Here is an 18,587-nt window from a genome sequence, read left to right as displayed (position 1 = left end):
TTAATAGCTTCAGTTTTTACATGTTCATAGTGTCTATATATTTAAGGATTTAGCTATTTAAGCTGAATAGTCCCTCTTTACAGAGGGACTATGATGATGACCAAGAGATAGAGGTGCTCATAGATAGAGAGTGATAAAAATTATGATTGGATGAGCATTATAAATATGCTGCAATTCTTTCTCGAATTTCGTTTAGATTACATCTGCGCACTAAACTGCCATTTTCAAATACTGTTTTTAACTCACCTTGTTGTTCTTGCTCAACACTTTGTTGATCGAACAAGACAAAACCATGTTCAGATTGCTCAACACGTAATAAGCCTTTGGCAGATTTTTTTACACCTGAATCGGTGATCGGGTCTTTAAATAATTCACGAGATACACCATTTACTTGCCCCCAAGTTGCTTTGACTGCAAAACCAAAAGTATCACGTGTCAAATAATTATAGGTATAGCTACCGATGCCAAATACGATGTTATTCGATGCAAAACCTTTGGCTTCCAGTCCCTGCAATATACTCAATGCACGATCTAATGTGATTGAATCGCCGTAAATTAGCCCAACACGTTCATTGAGAACTTTGTAGCCTTTTTCAGTGATAGTTCCAGAAAATATTTCCCATAAACATTCCACTGCGCCTTTATAAGCAGGGCTACCGATTTCAGCTTCTGGATCACCACAAATAATTTTAACAGGGTCACCTGAGTCAGGGCGAAAAACCAATTTTGCTAAGCCTAAAGCATTGACTTGGCGTGCTAAAATTTCATCTTTAAGTTCGACTGTGAACTCAGTGATCACTCTCCAAAAGTCCCAAGTATCAGACACGATACTCACCACTCCAGAAGGATATAATTCACAAATCAAACGTCTGAAGGTGTCAATTTCTTGTTCTTCGCTTCCCATACACATTACGCTGTGTTCAGTTGCAGGGACAGAGACCCCAACGACACCATCTGCATCATAGTATTCTTCGGCATAGTCGATAGCAGATACAGCGTCTGTACCGATAAAACTGGTTAAGTGACCAACACCATTTTGTGTTGCATCATAAATACCGCTCATGCCACGACTACTAAAATCATGTCCTTGTATAGCTACAAAATCGAGAGGTGCACCAGTTTTTAATGCGTATTCAGTAAGCAGACGTTTGTATTCATAAGCAATCGTTGCAGTAGTACAACTTTTCCAAAGTTCAGCACTGAGCACAGTTTCTAAATAATTGGTCAGCCAAAAGAACTCAGGCAATGTATTGATAATCGTCAATACAGGAACTCGAATATTAACTCGACGACCTTCTTCCAATGCTTTGATGCGAATAGGTAAATAGCCCAAATCATGCAAAGCTTCAATGTGTTCAACAGGAACAGCACCATCACCCAATGCACCGTCCATTCGGCGTTTATAAGCTGTGATCACTTTGTTTTTATCTTGCTGAAAAAAGCCTTCGTTCCAAGTTTCGATCAAAAAATGCTGTATAAATCCTTGTAAACCAAAGAAAACGATTTTTTCGTCAAAATCTGGCAACATATTGGCTAAGCGTGAAGAGCGTGGTGTGAAGTTCGCATATACGTATTCTGTACCAGTAGGATATTGGCGTCTGTGGTCTGCTTTATAAAAATCGATTGCATTTAAAGGGTTTATTTTAAAGCTCATTGTTATTCTCCAAGTTTCAATATTTCATTCATTTTTAATGTTTAACGTGATCAGTTACGACAAAACTGGATGACATTTAAGTTTTGATGTTGCTGTTGAGCTAAGCTGTTTGTAGTAAAAATTTGATCGACAAGACCATCAAAGACTTGCATACCTTTACTAAAAATCCCGTGAGTGACATATAAAATCACATGTTGGCAATTGAGTTTTTTTAATTCCTCAGCAATGCCAATAAAAGTTGCACCACCATCACAAATGTCATCACAAATCACGGCAGTTTTTCCGGTTAAATCTGTCGCATTCACATGAGAATTCATGATTTTTCCTGTCGAAGCATCTCGTTTTTTCTCACAATAAATCAGTTCAATTGTTTGATTGCGTAAAGGGTTAATCGCTGTTGCGATTTTTGCTGTTCTCGCTTTTGCACCTGCATCAGGGCAAACCAAAACTGTATTTTCAGCTTTTAAAATGTCAGTCAGTTTTGAATCATGCAAAATAATTTCACTGGGTTGAACATTCTCAATGTTAAAAAAATGAGTATTTTCATTGAGTAGTTTTTCTGTGACTGCACTGTGTGCATCCCATACAGTGAGCGATTTACGTTGTTGTGGAAATTTTTCTGTATTGATATTCAATAGCTTCGTCATAATGTCCAAAGAAAAAGCTTGTCCTGCTGCACAAACACGATCTTGGCGTGCATAAGGAAAGTAAGGCATTTCTACATGTAGTTCTAAGCCTTGATTTAACAAAACATTTTCTATGAGTAGGTAGTCCATCAAGTCTTGACTGCTATTCAGTTGTGTATGAATGAAAACCTGACCTTTTAATTGTTTTAGTCTGGTTGCATCAATTTGAACATGTCTTTCACCACCTGCAAATTGCATCATTTGGATTGCAACATTTTCGTTATTTCTATCTTTTACTTGAATAGACATTTTATATCTCTATAAAGTGGCTTATTGCCAATACATATATGGTGTCATAAAGACATTATATATGGCAAGTGTATATTTACATAAAATTACATATTGATGAGAGTTGTGCTTGGTATAGATACATTGACTGTGGAGTAATACATTGTTTTATTTGTATATAGTTTATTGATAGGGCATAAAAAAGCGGATATGAAGTTAATTCTTATCCGCTTGAATGCTATTTTATTTGTTTCTTGGATTTGTTTTTAAATGTGCCTTTTACACACGATATTTCAAATCTAAAAAATTAGTCCAAAAATATCGTGAAGTTTTCAGCAGGCTCACGTGGTGTAATAAATGTATTTACGATGTGATCCGGATCTGCATAACCCAATGCTACAGTACAGACTAATTCTTCGTCATCAGGTGCATCCAAAACATCTAAAACGATGGTATGGAAATGATTCCATGCTGCTTGTGGACAGGTGTCTAAACCTCGTGCTTTTGCAGCGACCATGACATTTTGAATCATCATGGAAATGTCCATTTTAGAGCCAATACCCATGGCTTTATTCACAGTAAAATATAGAGCGACAGGGGCATCAAAAAGTTGATAATTACGCAATTGTTGCGCTGCCATTTTTTCTTTTTCACCTTTCTGAATCCCAAGAAGACCATAAAGTCCCCAACCATTTTCTCGACGACGATCAATAAAAGGTGAAATCCAAGTTTCTGGATAATAAGGGAAAGTTTCTTGATATTGTGCTGTAAGTTCAGGTTGGTTAAATAATTCGATTTGTGCAGCACAAACACGGTCAATCATTTCTTGACGTTTTGTCCCAGTGACAACGTAGACCTTCCACGGTTGGGTATTTGTCCCAGAGGGTGCTCGACAAGCTACGTTTAAAATATCTTTAATGGTTTGAGTATCCACTGCTTTATTTAAGAAAGCACGTACTGAATGACGACTGCTAATGGCTTGGTCAACTGCCTGAGTTTGTTCCGAACTCATAAAAACTCCGATTTATATGGCTTTTCCCATTGTTTAAACTATAATACGATAGTCGTATAAGCGAATTTTAAAAATCTTATAAAATTCTCTAAACTACAGATTATATAACGATTATAGAAATACTAATCTGAAAAAAGAATTGAAAATAAACTTTTATTCGGTAAAACTGATTTTAATAAAGGGGTTGAGTTACGCTAGATTACAACAGTGTAAGAATTATACACAAATTGTTACTTTTGAGTTATAACTTGGTTTCAACGCTTTCATAATTTAATAGCAGGCATAAAAGTGCGATGTTTTTGAATGTGGTGTTTGAATAACTACTGAAGAAAACAACAAAAATTTGATTTTTTAGCAAATGATTGGGGTTAAAAAATTAAATTGTACGGATGCACAACATAAATAAGACTAGGAGTATTTCATGGGTCTATTCACGAACAGCAAGTCATTTGTCATTAAAAGCTTAGCATTAACCGTAACCGCTTTAATGGTAACTACTGCTCAGGCTGCTACAGACAGCGCAGAAATTCAGCAATTACGTGCTGAAGTTCAAGAGCTTAAGACTTTACTTCAACAGCAACAACAAGTTCAACAACAGCAACAAGTTCGTCTTGCTGAAGTTGCTGCACAACCTCAAGCATCGTCTCCATTGGCAAGTTTAAAATCTAAAGCTGGTGCAGATGTGAATCTTTACGGATTTATTCGTGCTGATGGTGAATATCAATTCAAAGGTGGGCCAAACGGTATTTTCAACGATATCAACCGTGTTGATTTGAACGGTAATACTGCAAATGAAGATAAACTTTATGGTACTGCAACAACTTCACGTATCGGTTTAGACTTTAAAGCACCAGTTCAAGGCGCAAATGTTGGTGGTAAAGTTGAAATTGACTTCCGTGGTTCAGGTGAAACTGTTCGTATCCGCCATGCATATTTAACGTATAACAACTGGTTATTCGGTCAAACAACGTCTTCGTTTGTATCGACTGAAACTCAGCCAGAAATGATGGACTTTAACTCACCATTAGGTATTGGTACTAAACGTACACCAATGGTTCGTTATAGCGACAAAATTGATGCAAATACACAGTACTTTGTTGGTTTAGAAAAAGGTCGTGACGAAAACCGTTTACCTGCTGCTACAGCTAAAATCAACCATAAGTTTGGCGATCAAGCGACAGTTACAGGCCGTGCTTTAGTTCAAGAAGTTCGTGGTCGTGCTGCTGATGATGCAACTGAATTTGGTTGGGGTGTAGGTCTAGGTGCAAACCTGAAAGTAACCGATCAATTGGTATTGAATGCTGATTACTCACATGTAAAAGGCGATAACTTCTATATCCTTTACACAGAAAATCCTTATCAACAAACATCTGCTGATGAAATTGATTTGACTGAATTTGATGCAGTAACTGTTGGTGCAACGTATAAAATCACGCCAAAACTTCGCAGTACTTTAGGTTATGGCGCTGTATTCTATGATGACAGCACTTTAGGCGCATCTGCAAACGAAAAATTGCAACAAGGCTGGTTAAACGTAATGTATAGCCCAGTTAAACCAATCACATTTGGTACTGAATATGTTTACGGTGAGCGTGAAACTGTTTCTGGTGCAAAAGGTCGTGATAGCCGTTTAGGTGTTATGGCGAAATATGACTTCTAAATAGAAATTTAGTTTCTATATACAAAATGAGTTCAGAAAAACCGAGGATTAATCCTCGGTTTTTTATGCTAGTAAAACTGGAAATTAAAGCTAAATTTACCCAAATAACAGAAAAAATTGTAAAAAATGAAGACTTTTATCAAAAAAAAGGGATAATAAGTACTCTTTTTGGAAATGGATGATTTCCGAAATTTTTCAAATGATCTGATGATCGCTTTGTGCAAAGTAACCCTTTAAGCATTGTTTGATTTCACGATATTTTGTTTTTCTCATTATTTGATGAAACGATCTTTTATCATTAATTGGAGTAACGCCATGACTCGACGTTTCTTTTTAAAGTTGCTGAAATACAGCATCTCAGTTCATATTTAAGTCACTTACTCCAATTCATTTTAATTTTGACTTTTTCATTTTGTTAAAGTTACTTTTTCTCCATTACCTTTAATTTAACTTTAAATCATTTCAATTTATAAATTAGTTCTTTTTAAGATCAACACATTGGATCTTTTTAAGATGGTAAATTGTTTGTAGATTGAATAATCTAATTAGATGATTTAAATGTAAAACTTTAGGTATTTTATATAGCATGGATCAGTTCGATGGAATTTACTTTTAATGCTTTCTATACGCTCATAGCCGCAGTTATTGTGCTTTTATTGGGGCGATTTCTGGTTAATCGAATAGATTTTCTTCGTAGATATAATATTCCAGAACCAGTAGCGGGTGGTTTAGTTGCCGCAATCATTTCTTTACTCGTGCATAACCTTTGGGGTTATAGCATTACCACAAGTAGTGAATTACAAACCAGTTTCATGTTGGTGTTTTTTGCCTCAATTGGTTTAAGCGCTAACTTTGCAAAGCTCAGAGAAGGTGGGATTGGTTTAGTTATATTCCTGATCTGTGTTGCATCATTTATTGTGGTACAAGATTTTGTCGGTATTGGTTTAGCTACTTTACTTGGTCTAGATCCATTGATTGGCTTAATCGCAGGTTCAATTACACTTACAGGTGGTCATGGTACTGCTGGCGCTTGGGGTGAAATTCTTGAAACTCAACATGGCATACAAGGTGCTTTAGCGTTGGGTATGGCAAGTGCGACATTTGGTTTGATCATTGGTGGTATTATTGGTGGTCCATTAGCTAAGCTTCTGATTAACCGTTATAAATTATCAAATATTAAAACTCAAAAAGAAGTTGATGAAACCAATGAACATCCTGCAACTGAGTTAGGTGAATATATTCCTTTTGAATATCCACACCAAGTTCGTTTAATTACTGCGGATAATGCTATTACCACTTTAGGTTTATTTGCGGCTTGTTTAGCATTTGCTGAATTTATGACAGGTTATAGCAAAGGGCAGTGGTTTGAATTACCTACATTTGTATGGGCACTTGCAGGCGGTGTGATTCTAAGAAATATCTTGGAAGGCGTTCTTCGTGTAAAAATATTTGATCGTGCAATTGACGTTTTTGGTAATGCTTCGCTTTCACTTTATCTTGCGATGGCATTGCTATCACTAAAATTATGGCAATTAGCAGACCTTGCTGGTCCATTGGTCATCATTCTAAGTGCGCAGACATTAACGATGGCGCTGTATGCTGCATTTGTAACTTTCCGTGTGATGGGGAAAAATTACGATGCTGCAGTTTTAGCAGCAGGGCATTGTGGTTTTGGTATGGGTGCAACACCAACTGCGGTTGCAAACATGCAAGCCATTACCAATATGTATGGACCTTCGCATAAAGCTTTCCTGATTGTGCCACTTTGCGGTGCTTTCTTTGTTGATATCATTAATGCGACAGTGATTCAGTTAATTCTGAAATTCGTTGCTTAAACATTAGCATCACTTTTATTAAGCCAGTCACATGACTGGCTTTTTATTATTTTAAAAACAATCAGGTAGAGAGTTTTTAATATTTAAGTGATTGATCACCATAATAATGCTGTAGATGTTGAAATTAGAAAGCTAAGAAAACTGTATACTTTTAATCCAAAAATAAATAGTTATTTTTTAGCAATATAATTGCTAATCTATCGAAAAATGATGACAGTTTAAATAAATACAACAGCAATATATTGTAAATTATGCTTATATACCGAATCATTTCGGTTAGTCCTAAATCTGAGTTTATGTCTTTGTTCAACAAAATTTTTATTTCTTTGGTATGTAGTTCAACTTTGGTTGCTTGTGCGTATTCACCTGTTAAAAAAGAGCAGGCTGTAGTTGCACCTTCACAGCAAGTATCTGAGGCGGCATCAAAGTTAGATAAAAGTTTTTATCAGTTCAAGAAAATGTCGAATACAAAACCTGTGATTGCACTTGTACTAGGCAGTGGCGGCGCGCGTGGTTATGCGCATATCGGTGTAATAGAAGCGCTTGAACAACATGGAATTAAACCTGATTTTATTGTAGGAACCAGCGCAGGTAGTATTGTTGGATCGATTTATGCCAGTGGTAAATCGCCTGAGCAACTACGTGAAATTGCTTTAAATATGAAAGTTGGCGATGTTCGTGATTTTAAAATAGGGCTAAAAGGCTTTTTTGATGGTCAAAAAGTTGAAGATTATGTCAATAAACAAGTCAGCGAAATACCATTAGAGCAGATGAAAATTCCAATGTATGTGGTTGCAACGGAATTACAAAATGGGGAACGAACCGTTTTTAATTATGGTAATACAGGACAGGCCGTTCGAGCGTCTGTGTCTATTCCAAGTATGTTCATTCCGACCGTTATTCAAGGCAAAGAATATGTCGATGGCGGTTTAGTCAGTCCAGTACCTGTAAATATTGCAAAAGAATTGGGTGCAGACATCGTTATTGCCGTAGATATTTTGGCACAACCTGTAAACACTGAAACAAACAATGTTTGGGGCTTGTTTAACCAAAACATTAACATCATGCAGAATAAATTGGCTGCGGATGAATTAAAAAATGCAGATATTGTGATTCAACCTGACCTACATGAAAAAGCGCATATTTTTGATGTCAAAGGTCGTCAAGATACCATGCAAGCGGGTGTAGATGCAGCCAATTTGCGCATGCATGATTTAGATGTTGTGATTGAAAGTAAGACAAAAAGTGAGATTGAAAATGCGCAATATCGTGTGCGTAATTAAGAGATTTAATTTTTATTTGTATTTCAGTCTTTGATTATAAATATTTTTACTGAAAATAGATTTCTATCTATTTTGAGATACGATTAAAAACTTAATTTTTGCATGCACGAATACTTCATTCGTGCATTTTCGAATGTGCATATTCTATCCCTCAATACGATTTCATACGGCATCTGCCTTTATTGGCGTTATGATGCAGTTGATCATATATTGTCGAATCGGTAAGTATTGTAGAGCACATCGCTTTACTGAAATGGGCAAAAATCTAAAAATATATGATAAATCAATAGAATATATTTTAAATAAATGAATCTGTATCTAATTATCAAGCTAGGGAATGCCCAATTGCCGAATTAAACATGTTTTTTGCATGAAAAGATATATAATAATAAACGTAAATCTCCTGTCCCAAATAGAGTCTAGAATACGATGTCTCCATTAGATCAAATGATCCGAGCTACAGATGATCAGTCCGAATTAACCATGTCTTTTTTAATGACCCCAGACATGGCAAACTTTTCAGGTAATGTACATGGTGGAACCATCCTCAAGTTTCTTGACCAAGTCGCGTATGCATGCGCAAGCCGTTATTCAGGAAGTTATGTTGTGACACTTTCTGTTGATAAAGTGAATTTTAAAGAACCGATCCATGTCGGTGAGTTGGTGACTTTTTTAGCCTGTGTGAACCATGTAGGTCGTACTTCTATGGAAATTGGTATTCGTGTTGAAGCTCAAAATATTCAAAAGCGTACAGTTCGCCATACCAACAGTTGCTACTTCACCATGGTTGCTGTGGATGAAAATGGTAAGCCACAACAAATTCCATCATTAAATTTAGACAATGATTGGAAACGTTGCCGTTTTGAAGCTGCTGAACAGCGTAAAGTTGCACGTTTACAAGAAAATCATCATCCTTCTTGCAGTATTTATAAAAAAACGTCACATCAGTAATGAGACGTTAGGCTAAAAAACCTCCTTCGCGGAGGTTTTTTTTTGATTGGACGTTTTCGGTTGCTTTTATTCATCAAGCTTTTTTAATTGGTGTCCATCGACAGTCATTGTCCATGTGCCATCTGCATTTTGTTGCGGTGCTTGAGTGACTTTAAAATAAGTCGAAAGTGAACCAAGACCTGCACTAAAACTAGAGCCATTAAACTCAGTAATCGGTGCGGAAACAGAAGTACTTGAATTGGGTTGTTTATTTTTATATTCCAGTCGTCCCTCTGAGCTAATGTTCAAATGGATTCGACCATCCGCACTTAGCCATGTCCCTACATAATCTTTTTTATCTACAGGTAAAGGTTTTGAACAGGCTATAAGTAAGATTGATAATAATCCAATCGCGATTAATTTTTTTAGCATTTTATGTTTATCCTTGAATAGTGTTTTATTCATTCCAAAATATATAACTCAAATATCCTTAAAAATTAACTTCTCAGCAAGTTCTGATATGTAAATGGGTGCAAATGGCTTAGAACAAAGCGATTATAAAAAACGATTATTAAGAAATGGCTATAAAAAAAGACTGTATCGCAGCAATGATACAGTCTTTTTTATTTCAAGCATTGCTTTAAAAAAGCAAGAGTAGGTCATGGAACTCTGGAGGAGTTATATTTTCATGACACAAAATTTATCCATCAATTATTGTCTTGCTTTAGGTGCAGGCGTTGCAGGTGCTTCTGCTGCACTTTCAGATGAAGGTTGATTTGCATTCGATGTACCTGCAGCAGTTTCATCGGCTGGTGTAGCATCACTTGGTTGCTCTTGGGTTGATACAATAACTTTTTCAGTGCTTTCAGCAGACTGAGTGGTTTTTTCAGAAGCTGCGAATGTTGCTGTCGCAGCAGTTAATGCAAAAGTAGTTGCTAAAAGTGTTTTAACTAAATTCATTGGAGGCATCCTTATTCATTAAATAATAAAACCTACGCTACAAAGTCTGAGTCGACTGAGCTGCAAGGCGTGAACTCATGCTAAGGGCGGAATGAAAATTCGGCAATATTTTCAACAAAGGGAAACAGTTTGGGTTACGTGTTTAAAACAAAGCACTGTCTTGTGTAAGAATTTTGTGAGAAATCGACATTTGCCTAATGATTTAAATGTATGGAAATATGAAAAATTGCCTAAAATTTAAGCGTAATGGTTACTTGAATAAAACAATAACTTCAAATTTTCTTATTTTTTTCGATTTATATTTTTGAGAAATGTAACAATTTAAGCTTAAAAACAGATTAATCGCTTGATCTTGTCTGTAAAATCTTAACAATAGACTGGGTATGATCAGCTTTACAGCACATTGTATTTTCAATTTATAATCGCAACTTGAGTGGTATCTGTGAAAATTATTTCCCAAAAAGTCGTAAAGACCCACATTATTTCTGGCTTTTTAGGTGCAGGTAAAACCACTTTATTGCAGCATCTATTGCAACAAAAGCCCGAAGGAGAAACTTGGGCAATCCTGATGAATGAGTTCGGTCAAATTGGTATAGATCAACAATTATTGCCACAAGATACGGGTTATGAAGTCAAAGAACTGTTGGGAGGTTGTTTGTGCTGTGCAGGGCAATTACCCATGCAAATTGCATTATCTCGATTGATTCAAGAAAAACAGCCAGACCGTCTTTTTATTGAACCAACTGGTTTGGGGCATCCCGCACAGTTATTAGAACAATTAACAGAACCGCATTGGCAATCTCAAATTGATATGCGAGCTTTAGTCACAGTCGTGGATGGTTCACGCTTACAAGATGAAGCATGGATTCAACAAGAACTTTATCAAGATCAATTAAAAGCAGCGCAAATTGTTGTGGTTTCACATGCAGACATGATGACTGAACTTGATCAAAAACAATTAGATCAGTTTAAAAATGATTATTTGGCTTATATTCAAACCTGGCTATTGGCTGAAAAGGGCAATATTCAACTTGAACAAATTGATGTTCCGCACCAAGGTATTCAACGTAAAATTGTGCCTTTAATTCATATTCAAAAACAACACAATTCAACAGATGATTTACCTGTGATTAAGCAATTGCCTTACCACTATGTAGAGTCTTCCAATGGTTATACCGTTGCAGGTTGGAAATTTTCAAAGCGTTGGCAATTTGATTTTTATGTGCTTTTAGATGCGTTGTGTGATCAAAAAGACTGGCTCAGAATAAAAGGTATTTTTAATACCAATCAAGGTTGGATGAGTTTTAATTTTAATCCTGAAAATTTGAATTATAAATCGACTGAAGCAAGTATCGACAATCGCGTGGAAATCATTACTCAACAAGATCGAGATTGGGAAGGTTTTGAATCTGAACTTTTAAAATGTCGAATAGATCAATCTGAAAATTCTCAGTAATTCGATTGAAAATCTTATAGACTGAGCGGCATATTTTAGAACTTCATTTTTTGGATTGGACATGGCATTAAAAGCAACCATTTATAAAGCAGATTTAAATATTGCCAATATGGATGTGCATCAATATGGTGACTATCAACTCACTATTGCTTTGCATCCTTCGGAAACGATTGAACGATTAATGGTTCGAATTTTGGCCTATGCACGTTTTGCCGATGAGCATTTGGAATTCACCAAAGATTTATTTGAAACCGATGAACCTGCGCTTTGGGAAAAAGACTTAACAGGTCAATTGGTGAAATGGATTGAGGTTGGTTTGCCAGATGAAGATAAAGTTAAAAAAGCAGCTGCACGTTGTAAAGAGGTCGCTGTGATTGCTTATGGTTCAGCGGTTGCAGAATGGTATAAACGCAGTTCAAAGCTTAAAACGTTATCCAATGTTCAAGTGTGGCAATTGTCTGAGCAAACTACAGCAGCGATTCAACAATTATGTGAACGAACCATGCAATTACAATTGAATGTCATGGATGGTGAATGGACATTGATCGGGGATCATGCTCAAGCTGTTGTTGAATGGACTCAACTGCAATAAAAACGTTTAGATTGAAGAGGATATACATCTAGCTTGTATCTTCTTCGAATGATTTAAAAGGTTAACTGTTGAAAATTTAACATGCAAAAATAACAGAATTAAGCACTTTTACGGATACCTGTTTATAATCGAACGAGAAAATTGAAAATTTAGGTAATCGCTATGTCGAATGAATTAGAAATCATTGATTTAAAAATTGGTGAAGGTAAAGAAGCTGTAAAAGGTGCTTTGATCACCACGCATTAAACGGGTTGGTTAGAAGACGGCACCAAGTTTGACTCTTCAATTGATCGTGGTAATTATTTTGAAACCGTGATTGGTACTGGTCGTGTGATTAAAGGTTGGGATCAAGGGATTATGGGAATGAAAGTTGGTGGTAAGCGTAAGCTGATCGTTCCTGCTCATTTGGCTTATGGTGAGCGCAAAATGGGGAAAGTGATTCCTGCAAATTCTAACCTCATTTTTGAAATTGAATTATTTGATGTGAAAACACGTGATTAAGTCACTTTACTGATAAGTGAATTTTGGAATTCTTGAGAATAGAGATCAATTTGATCTCTATTTTTTATGTACCTTTGGATAGCTAATTTTAATCTGTATGATTTTGAGTTTTATTATTTTTACTCTTAATTCAATACTATAAAGGTACAAAGCGTTCACTTTTGATTTTGTTATCTGGTTATAATTTATTTTAAGTAACGTGAAATTTAACACGATATGTATATTATTTTGTACATAAAATGTCCAAAATTTAACAATCACCTACAATATTTTTGTGCTAAAAGTGTTTAAATGTTGCAAATAAATAATTCTATTCAGGGTTATTTTTTAAGATTCGTTTCAGCTTTATTCTTTTAAATCATCGTTGTAAAACGCTTGATTCAATTCGTCTAGAAAAAGGATTTTTAGTATTTCAATTTTGGAATGCTATAGATGAGTTCAGGTCTAAACAATGATGATAGAGTATTTAAATTTATGGTAACTCGTTACTTTCCTGCTACAGCAATGCTGTGTGCATCACTATTCTTTTCATCCTTTTTGAATAGTGCATTTGCTGAAGAAAACCAAACACTGCAAGACGCTACCGTTGAGCAGGAAGCACCTAAAATTAATTTAAATACACTGACAATCATCGGTTATCATGAAATTACGGCTGAAAAAAATGCTGTTATTCCAGATTATGCGGTGACGACAAAGCAATTCGAATTACATTTAGATTGGCTGATTAAAAATGGCTATCATTTTGTGACGGTCAATCAGATCATCAATGCCAAAGAAGGCAAGTTTAAATTACCGTCTAAGCCTGTATTATTGACGGTTGATGATGGTTATCAATCTTTTTACCAATATGCCTATCCTATTATCAAACAAAGAAAAATTCCTGTTGTTCTTTCGGTTGTCGGTAGTTGGTTAGAAACCAAACCGAATCAGATGGTTCAATTCGGTGATGAAAAGCTCGAACGTAGCAAGTTGCTCACATGGGATGAGCTTAAAACGATGCAAAAGAGTGGCTTAGTTGAAATTGGTAGCCATAGCTATAATCTACATCGTGGAATTATGGGTAATCCTCAAGGTAACTCAGAACCTGCAGCAACCACGCGTGAATACAATCCAAAAACCAAACAGTATGAATCTGATCAAGCTTATGCAGATCGTATTTACAATGATTTAAAGAAAAATAATAAGGTTTTAAAAGCGCATGGCCTAAAAGCACCACGCATCATGGTATGGCCTTATGGGCGATACAATATGGAAGCTGTGGCGATTGCAAAAAAAGTCGGCATGCCAATTACAATCAGTTTGGATGATGGCCCCGATCATATTGAAAAGTCATTAGGGCATCTCAACCGAATTTTAGTTGAAGGCAACATGACCACTGATGCTTTGGCGCAAGAAATTCAAAGTCGTCAAATGAGTTTGACGGATAATAATCGTCCGCAAAAAATCATGCATGTCGATTTAGATTACATTTACGATCCAGATCCTGTACAACAAGAGCGTAATCTCGGTCATCTACTCGATCGTATTCGTGCAATGAATGTCACCACAGTGTTCTTGCAAGCATTTTCAGATCCAGATGCCAACGGTTCTGCGGACATGGTGTATTTCCCAAACCGTTATTTACCCATGCGTGCGGACTTGTTTAACCGTGTTGCTTGGCAAATTCAAACCCGTACTCAAGTCAGTCGCCTATATGCGTGGATGCCTTTATTGGCGTGGGAATTGCCAAAATCTAATCCTGTTTCAAATGATCTAGTCGTGACTCAGCAAGCCAAAGCAGGGGATCACTTAAACATGGGTTATCTTCGTTTAAGCCCGTATTCGGCAGATGCACGTAAGACGATTGAAGGAATTTATCAAGATTTAGCAAAATCGGCGACTTTTGATGGAATCTTATTCCATGATGATGCGACATTGTCTGATTATGAAGATGTTAGCCCAGAAGCACTCAAAGCGTATCAAAAGATAGGTTTACCTACAGATTTAGCTGAGATCCGTAATGATGACGCAAAACTGCAAAAATGGACGGCATTTAAGACACAAACGATCGATTCATTTGCTTTAGATTTGGCTCAAAAGGTACGTTATTACCAACCCTTCTTATTAACTGCACGTAATTTATACGCACAAGTTGCGTTATCGGCGTATTCTGAAAATTGGTATGCGCAATCTTTAGAGCAATCGATTAAAAACTATGATTTTACAGCCATTATGGCAATGCCATATATGGAGCAAGCCCCTGATAAGGATAAGTTTTATCGAGATTTAGTACAGAGGGTGAAACAACAACCGAATGGTATGAAAAAGACCGTTTTCGAATTGCAAGCGGTGAATTGGCGAAACAATGAGAAAATACCGACAACGGAACTGATGCAAACCATTCAATCGTTGTATCAACAAGGCGTGATTCATGTTGGCTATTATCCAGATGATCCGATTCAAGATCATCCTGATGCGACTGAAATGCGTAAAGTGTTTGATTCTAAATCATCACGTTTGATTCCGTAGGCGACCTATGCACTCATTTCAGCATCTGTGGCAATCCATACTGAATTTTATCTTCTATTATCCACTGTTCATGTCGTATTTGTGGATGATCGGTGCGCTTATTTTCTATTGGAAAGAGCGTAAAGAGCCCCCATATAAACAACCAGAGGCATTGTCTGAATACCCATTGGTTGCAGTATTAATTCCTTGTTTCAATGAGCAGGATAATGCTGTCGAAACCATTACGCATGCACTTCGTTTGAACTATCCGAACTTTGAAGTGATCGCAATCAATGATGGGAGTTCAGACCGAACAGCGGACATTCTCAATGAGCTTGCTGAAAAGCATGAGAAATTACGTGTTGTGCATTTGGCCGAAAACCAAGGTAAAGCAATGGCTTTGCAGGCAGGGAGTTTATTGACGGATGCAGAATATTTAATTGGTATCGATGGTGATGCTTTATTAGACCCACATGCAGCGCAGTGGATGATTCGCCATTTTCTACAAAGCCCGTCTGTTGCAGCGGTAACGGGTAATCCTCGTATTCGGACACGTTCAACTTTACTTGGACGTATTCAGGTTGGGGAGTTTTCTTCGATTGTCGGCATGATCAAACGTGCTCAAACAACGTTTGGTCGATTATTTACAGTATCAGGTGTAATTACTGCATTTCGTAAAAGTGCAGTACATGAGGTCGGTTATTGGTCGCCCAATATGTTGACTGAAGATATTGATATCACTTGGAAATTGCACCGTGCTGGTTGGGATGTGAGGTTTGAGCCGAATGCCTTGGTTTGGATTCTCATGCCTGAAACTTTGAATGGTTTATGGAAACAACGGTTACGTTGGGCAATGGGCGGCGCGCAAGTATTAATTAAAAATATTGATGTGCTGTTTAAACCGAAATTAAATTATTTATGGCCACTGATCATCGAGTTATGTCTGACTTTGGTGTGGTCATATTTGATGTTGATTATGGTGATTTTGTGGATTCTGCATTTGATTTTACCTTATGCAGGTTTTCCAGCCGTCAATTCACCATTACTCCCAATGGGAACAGGAATTTTACTCGGTACGACTTGTTTGCTCCAATTTGCCATCAGTAAATGGATGGACAGTCGTTACGAATCAAATCTAGCGAAAAACTTTTACTGGATGATTTGGTATCCAATTGTTTTTTGGCTGATAACAGTGACTGCAAGCATCATCGCATTTCCGAAGGTTTTGCTACGCGGCCGTGGTAAGAGAGCACGATGGGTTAGCCCAGATCGTGGAATGCGGAATGATGACTAGTTTTTAGAGAAACATGATGAAAATCGAAACGTTAATTATCGATATGCGTAATCAGTTGCCTTGGCACAAACGCTATCTATCCAATACCAGCACCGCAATGTTATGGGGATTCTGGCTGTTTTTGTGGCGTCCTTTGGTGATTTTGATTAGCTTTATTGCGATTCAAAAACCACATCTGATCAAATACTTTTTTGGTACGATGGCGCATGTTTTGGAAAATGGTTTTACCGCACTATTAGCATGTGCCGTTTCGTTATGGTTATGGAGTCACTTCATTCCATCAAAAACCAAAGCACAAGCTAAAGATAAAAGTACAGATGAATATGCACGTTCATTTAATTTGGATATGCAAGCATTGAAAATGTCGCGGTTACAAAAGGTTGCGACTGTTCACCATGATGCCAATGGTCGAATTACCCATATTGACTAAAGGCTTGATTCATAAAAGTCCCACAGGTTGGGACTTTTGTTTTGTTAGGAAAAATAGATGTCAGGTAAAATAAACTCAGCAGAAAGCATACGTGGTTTAGCATGTCTTGCTGTGGTATTTTCACATCTAGCGATGAGTTTTTTCCCGTTTTTACACCATTTTGATGCCAATGAAACCACAGATATAAAGTGGGTCAATGCGATGCATCACTCACCATTTGGTTTTTTATATTCGGGTGATGCTGCTGTTTTTGTATTTTTTGTGCTGAGTGGCTTTGTGTTGAGCTATGCTATTTTAAAAAGCCCTGATCAATTTAGCTATAAAATTAAAAGTATGATGATTAAGCGTTATCCTCGCTTAATGATTCCTGCGCTAACCTCATGTTTAATCATTTGGTCAGTCTTTCAATTCATTCATATTGATAGCCAATATGTCGGCGGATGGCTGCAAGCATTTACAGCGCAGAACTTTAGTTTAAAACAAGCCTTCTATGAAGGTACCGTCGGCGCATTTTTATTTTCGGACAGTAATATCAATTGGGTATTGTGGACAATGACCATTGAGTTGATGGGTTCATTCGCATTGTTTTTTCTGCTTTATCTTTATCATGATAAAAAAACTGTATTTTTTATCGCTTCCTTACTGATTTCATGTTTGGCTTATTATTGGCGTGGACAAGGTTTCTGTTTTGGAATATCTAGTTTTATCTTTGGGATGTATATCTATCTTTATGCTAAACCGCTTAAAACGATGACTGCGGTGATGATGCTATTACTGGGTTTATATTTTGCTGGGGCACATAATACCAGTAGTGCTTATTCTTGGATTCATCAAATCTTAGGTGAAGCGACTTATGACTATTGTAATTTTTTTGCAGGCGTTCTGATCGTTTATAGTATTTTAATGAATCCTGTACTGTCTAAAGCTTTGGATCATCCTATTTTAGTATGGTTAGGGAAGTTATCTTTTTCTATCTATTTGCTCCATTTATTGATGCTGTATTTAATCTGTATTCCTTTATTTAATCTTTTTTTGAGTTGGCAATGGAACTATTCACTATCCGTGATTATTTCAGCAAGTGGTGCAATTTTAATGACTTTATTAGTGGCGAATTTATATAGTCGTTATGTAGATCAATTTGCAATTACTGCGAGTAATTGGTTGGCAAATACAGTATTAGGTAAAGGTTTTAAATAATTTGAGTTGTGCTATTTATTTTAGCTATTTATTTTATAAGTCGAACTACTTTTTATGCATTGCTCAGCGTATAATTTAACAGATGATCATTCAAGATATTGATACTTAAATAATAAATAATTGAATGTTTTGTCGATATAGTTAATTTAGAACAAATAAATGAGTAAATTAAAATGCGAAAAATATTAATGCTGAGTGTACTCAGTTGTATTTCTTCATTAAGTTTGGCCGATCCAGTGGTTCAACCCGTGATTCAAGGGAAAAGCTATAACAGTTTTCAAATAACAAATGTGACGCCGAAGAAAATATTTGGAACGCCATTAAAAATTGTTAAAGGTGAAGTTGATGAGTGTAATGGTGGATATTTCCCTGATCAATGGAT

The 18,587-nt window shown here is 36.5% G+C and carries 15 protein-coding genes and 3 pseudogenes; 13 read left to right on the top strand and 5 right to left on the bottom strand.

Annotated elements, in window-relative coordinates; all coding sequences use genetic code 11:
* Positions 1–157: 157 nt before the first annotated feature.
* The 3 genes from GGG_RS0109410 to GGG_RS0109400 all read right to left on the bottom strand — a co-directional run bounded on the left by GGG_RS0109410 (position 158) and on the right by GGG_RS0109400 (position 3,580).
* A complete protein-coding gene (locus tag GGG_RS0109410; protein WP_010114170.1) occupies positions 158–1,654 on the bottom strand; it encodes a nicotinate phosphoribosyltransferase in 1,497 nt (498 codons plus the stop codon).
* A gap of 50 nt (positions 1,655–1,704) precedes the next feature.
* Positions 1,705–2,589, bottom strand: a complete 885-nt coding sequence (gene prs / locus GGG_RS0109405) for a ribose-phosphate diphosphokinase (protein WP_010114168.1) — start codon at positions 2,587–2,589, stop codon at positions 1,705–1,707.
* A 286-nt stretch (positions 2,590–2,875) separates the two neighbouring features.
* Positions 2,876–3,580: a nitroreductase gene (locus GGG_RS0109400; protein WP_010114166.1), complete on the bottom strand. Its 705-nt coding sequence runs from the start codon at positions 3,578–3,580 to the stop codon at positions 2,876–2,878.
* Between the two features lie 421 nt (positions 3,581–4,001).
* Between GGG_RS0109400 and GGG_RS0109395 the strand changes: the two genes are divergently transcribed.
* From GGG_RS0109395 to GGG_RS0109375, 4 genes are all read left to right on the top strand, one after another.
* The gene (locus tag GGG_RS0109395) at positions 4,002–5,240 is read left to right on the top strand and encodes a DcaP family trimeric outer membrane transporter (protein WP_010114165.1); all 1,239 of its coding nucleotides are present in this window, start codon (positions 4,002–4,004) and stop codon (positions 5,238–5,240) included.
* Positions 5,241–5,839: 599 nt separating this feature from the next.
* On the top strand, positions 5,840–7,075 hold the full coding sequence (gene gltS / locus GGG_RS0109385) for a sodium/glutamate symporter (RefSeq protein WP_010114163.1): 1,236 nt from the start codon (positions 5,840–5,842) through the stop codon (positions 7,073–7,075).
* Positions 7,076–7,419: 344 nt separating this feature from the next.
* Positions 7,420–8,358: a patatin-like phospholipase family protein gene (locus GGG_RS0109380; protein ID WP_319795936.1), complete on the top strand. Its 939-nt coding sequence runs from the start codon at positions 7,420–7,422 to the stop codon at positions 8,356–8,358.
* Positions 8,359–8,787: 429 nt separating this feature from the next.
* The gene (locus GGG_RS0109375) at positions 8,788–9,309 is read left to right on the top strand and encodes an acyl-CoA thioesterase (protein WP_010114158.1); all 522 of its coding nucleotides are present in this window, start codon (positions 8,788–8,790) and stop codon (positions 9,307–9,309) included.
* Between the two features lie 66 nt (positions 9,310–9,375).
* Here GGG_RS0109375 and GGG_RS0109370 read toward each other — a convergent pair whose 3' ends face one another.
* Positions 9,376–9,720: a hypothetical protein gene (locus GGG_RS0109370; RefSeq protein ID WP_010114156.1), complete on the bottom strand. Its 345-nt coding sequence runs from the start codon at positions 9,718–9,720 to the stop codon at positions 9,376–9,378.
* 94 nt (positions 9,721–9,814) lie between these two features.
* On the opposite strand from GGG_RS0109370, the gene GGG_RS21530 reads away from it, so the two are divergent.
* Positions 9,815–9,946, top strand: coding sequence for a hypothetical protein (locus tag GGG_RS21530; RefSeq protein WP_264650123.1), 132 nt, complete (start codon positions 9,815–9,817; stop codon positions 9,944–9,946).
* 53 nt (positions 9,947–9,999) lie between these two features.
* Here GGG_RS21530 and GGG_RS0109360 read toward each other — a convergent pair whose 3' ends face one another.
* On the bottom strand, positions 10,000–10,248 hold the full coding sequence (locus GGG_RS0109360) for a hypothetical protein (protein WP_010114154.1): 249 nt from the start codon (positions 10,246–10,248) through the stop codon (positions 10,000–10,002).
* 442 nt (positions 10,249–10,690) lie between these two features.
* Here GGG_RS0109360 and GGG_RS0109355 point away from each other — a divergent pair, with 442 nt between their 5' ends.
* From GGG_RS0109355 to GGG_RS0109320, 8 genes and pseudogenes are all read left to right on the top strand, one after another.
* Positions 10,691–11,704: a GTP-binding protein gene (locus tag GGG_RS0109355; protein WP_010114152.1), complete on the top strand. Its 1,014-nt coding sequence runs from the start codon at positions 10,691–10,693 to the stop codon at positions 11,702–11,704.
* Positions 11,705–11,765: 61 nt separating this feature from the next.
* Positions 11,766–12,296, top strand: coding sequence for a YaeQ family protein (locus tag GGG_RS0109350; protein ID WP_010114150.1), 531 nt, complete (start codon positions 11,766–11,768; stop codon positions 12,294–12,296).
* Positions 12,297–12,458: 162 nt separating this feature from the next.
* Positions 12,459–12,797: pseudogene (locus GGG_RS19650) on the top strand (FKBP-type peptidyl-prolyl cis-trans isomerase).
* 600 nt (positions 12,798–13,397) lie between these two features.
* Positions 13,398–15,305, top strand: a pseudogene (pgaB, locus tag GGG_RS0109340) (poly-beta-1,6-N-acetyl-D-glucosamine N-deacetylase PgaB); the annotation flags it as partial.
* 7 nt (positions 15,306–15,312) lie between these two features.
* Positions 15,313–16,578: a poly-beta-1,6-N-acetyl-D-glucosamine synthase gene (pgaC, locus tag GGG_RS0109335; protein WP_010114145.1), complete on the top strand. Its 1,266-nt coding sequence runs from the start codon at positions 15,313–15,315 to the stop codon at positions 16,576–16,578.
* Between the two features lie 16 nt (positions 16,579–16,594).
* Positions 16,595–17,008, top strand: coding sequence for a poly-beta-1,6-N-acetyl-D-glucosamine biosynthesis protein PgaD (gene pgaD / locus GGG_RS0109330; protein ID WP_010114143.1), 414 nt, complete (start codon positions 16,595–16,597; stop codon positions 17,006–17,008).
* Positions 17,009–17,065: 57 nt separating this feature from the next.
* Positions 17,066–18,205, top strand: a complete 1,140-nt coding sequence (locus tag GGG_RS0109325) for an acyltransferase (protein WP_010114142.1) — start codon at positions 17,066–17,068, stop codon at positions 18,203–18,205.
* 173 nt (positions 18,206–18,378) lie between these two features.
* Positions 18,379–18,587: pseudogene (locus tag GGG_RS0109320) on the top strand (hypothetical protein); the annotation flags it as partial.

It is taken from the genome of Acinetobacter sp. P8-3-8 (assembly GCF_000214135.1).
In the GTDB taxonomy this organism is placed as follows: Bacteria; Pseudomonadota; Gammaproteobacteria; order Pseudomonadales; family Moraxellaceae; genus Acinetobacter.
This window is presented reverse-complemented; position numbering and strand designations above follow the sequence as displayed.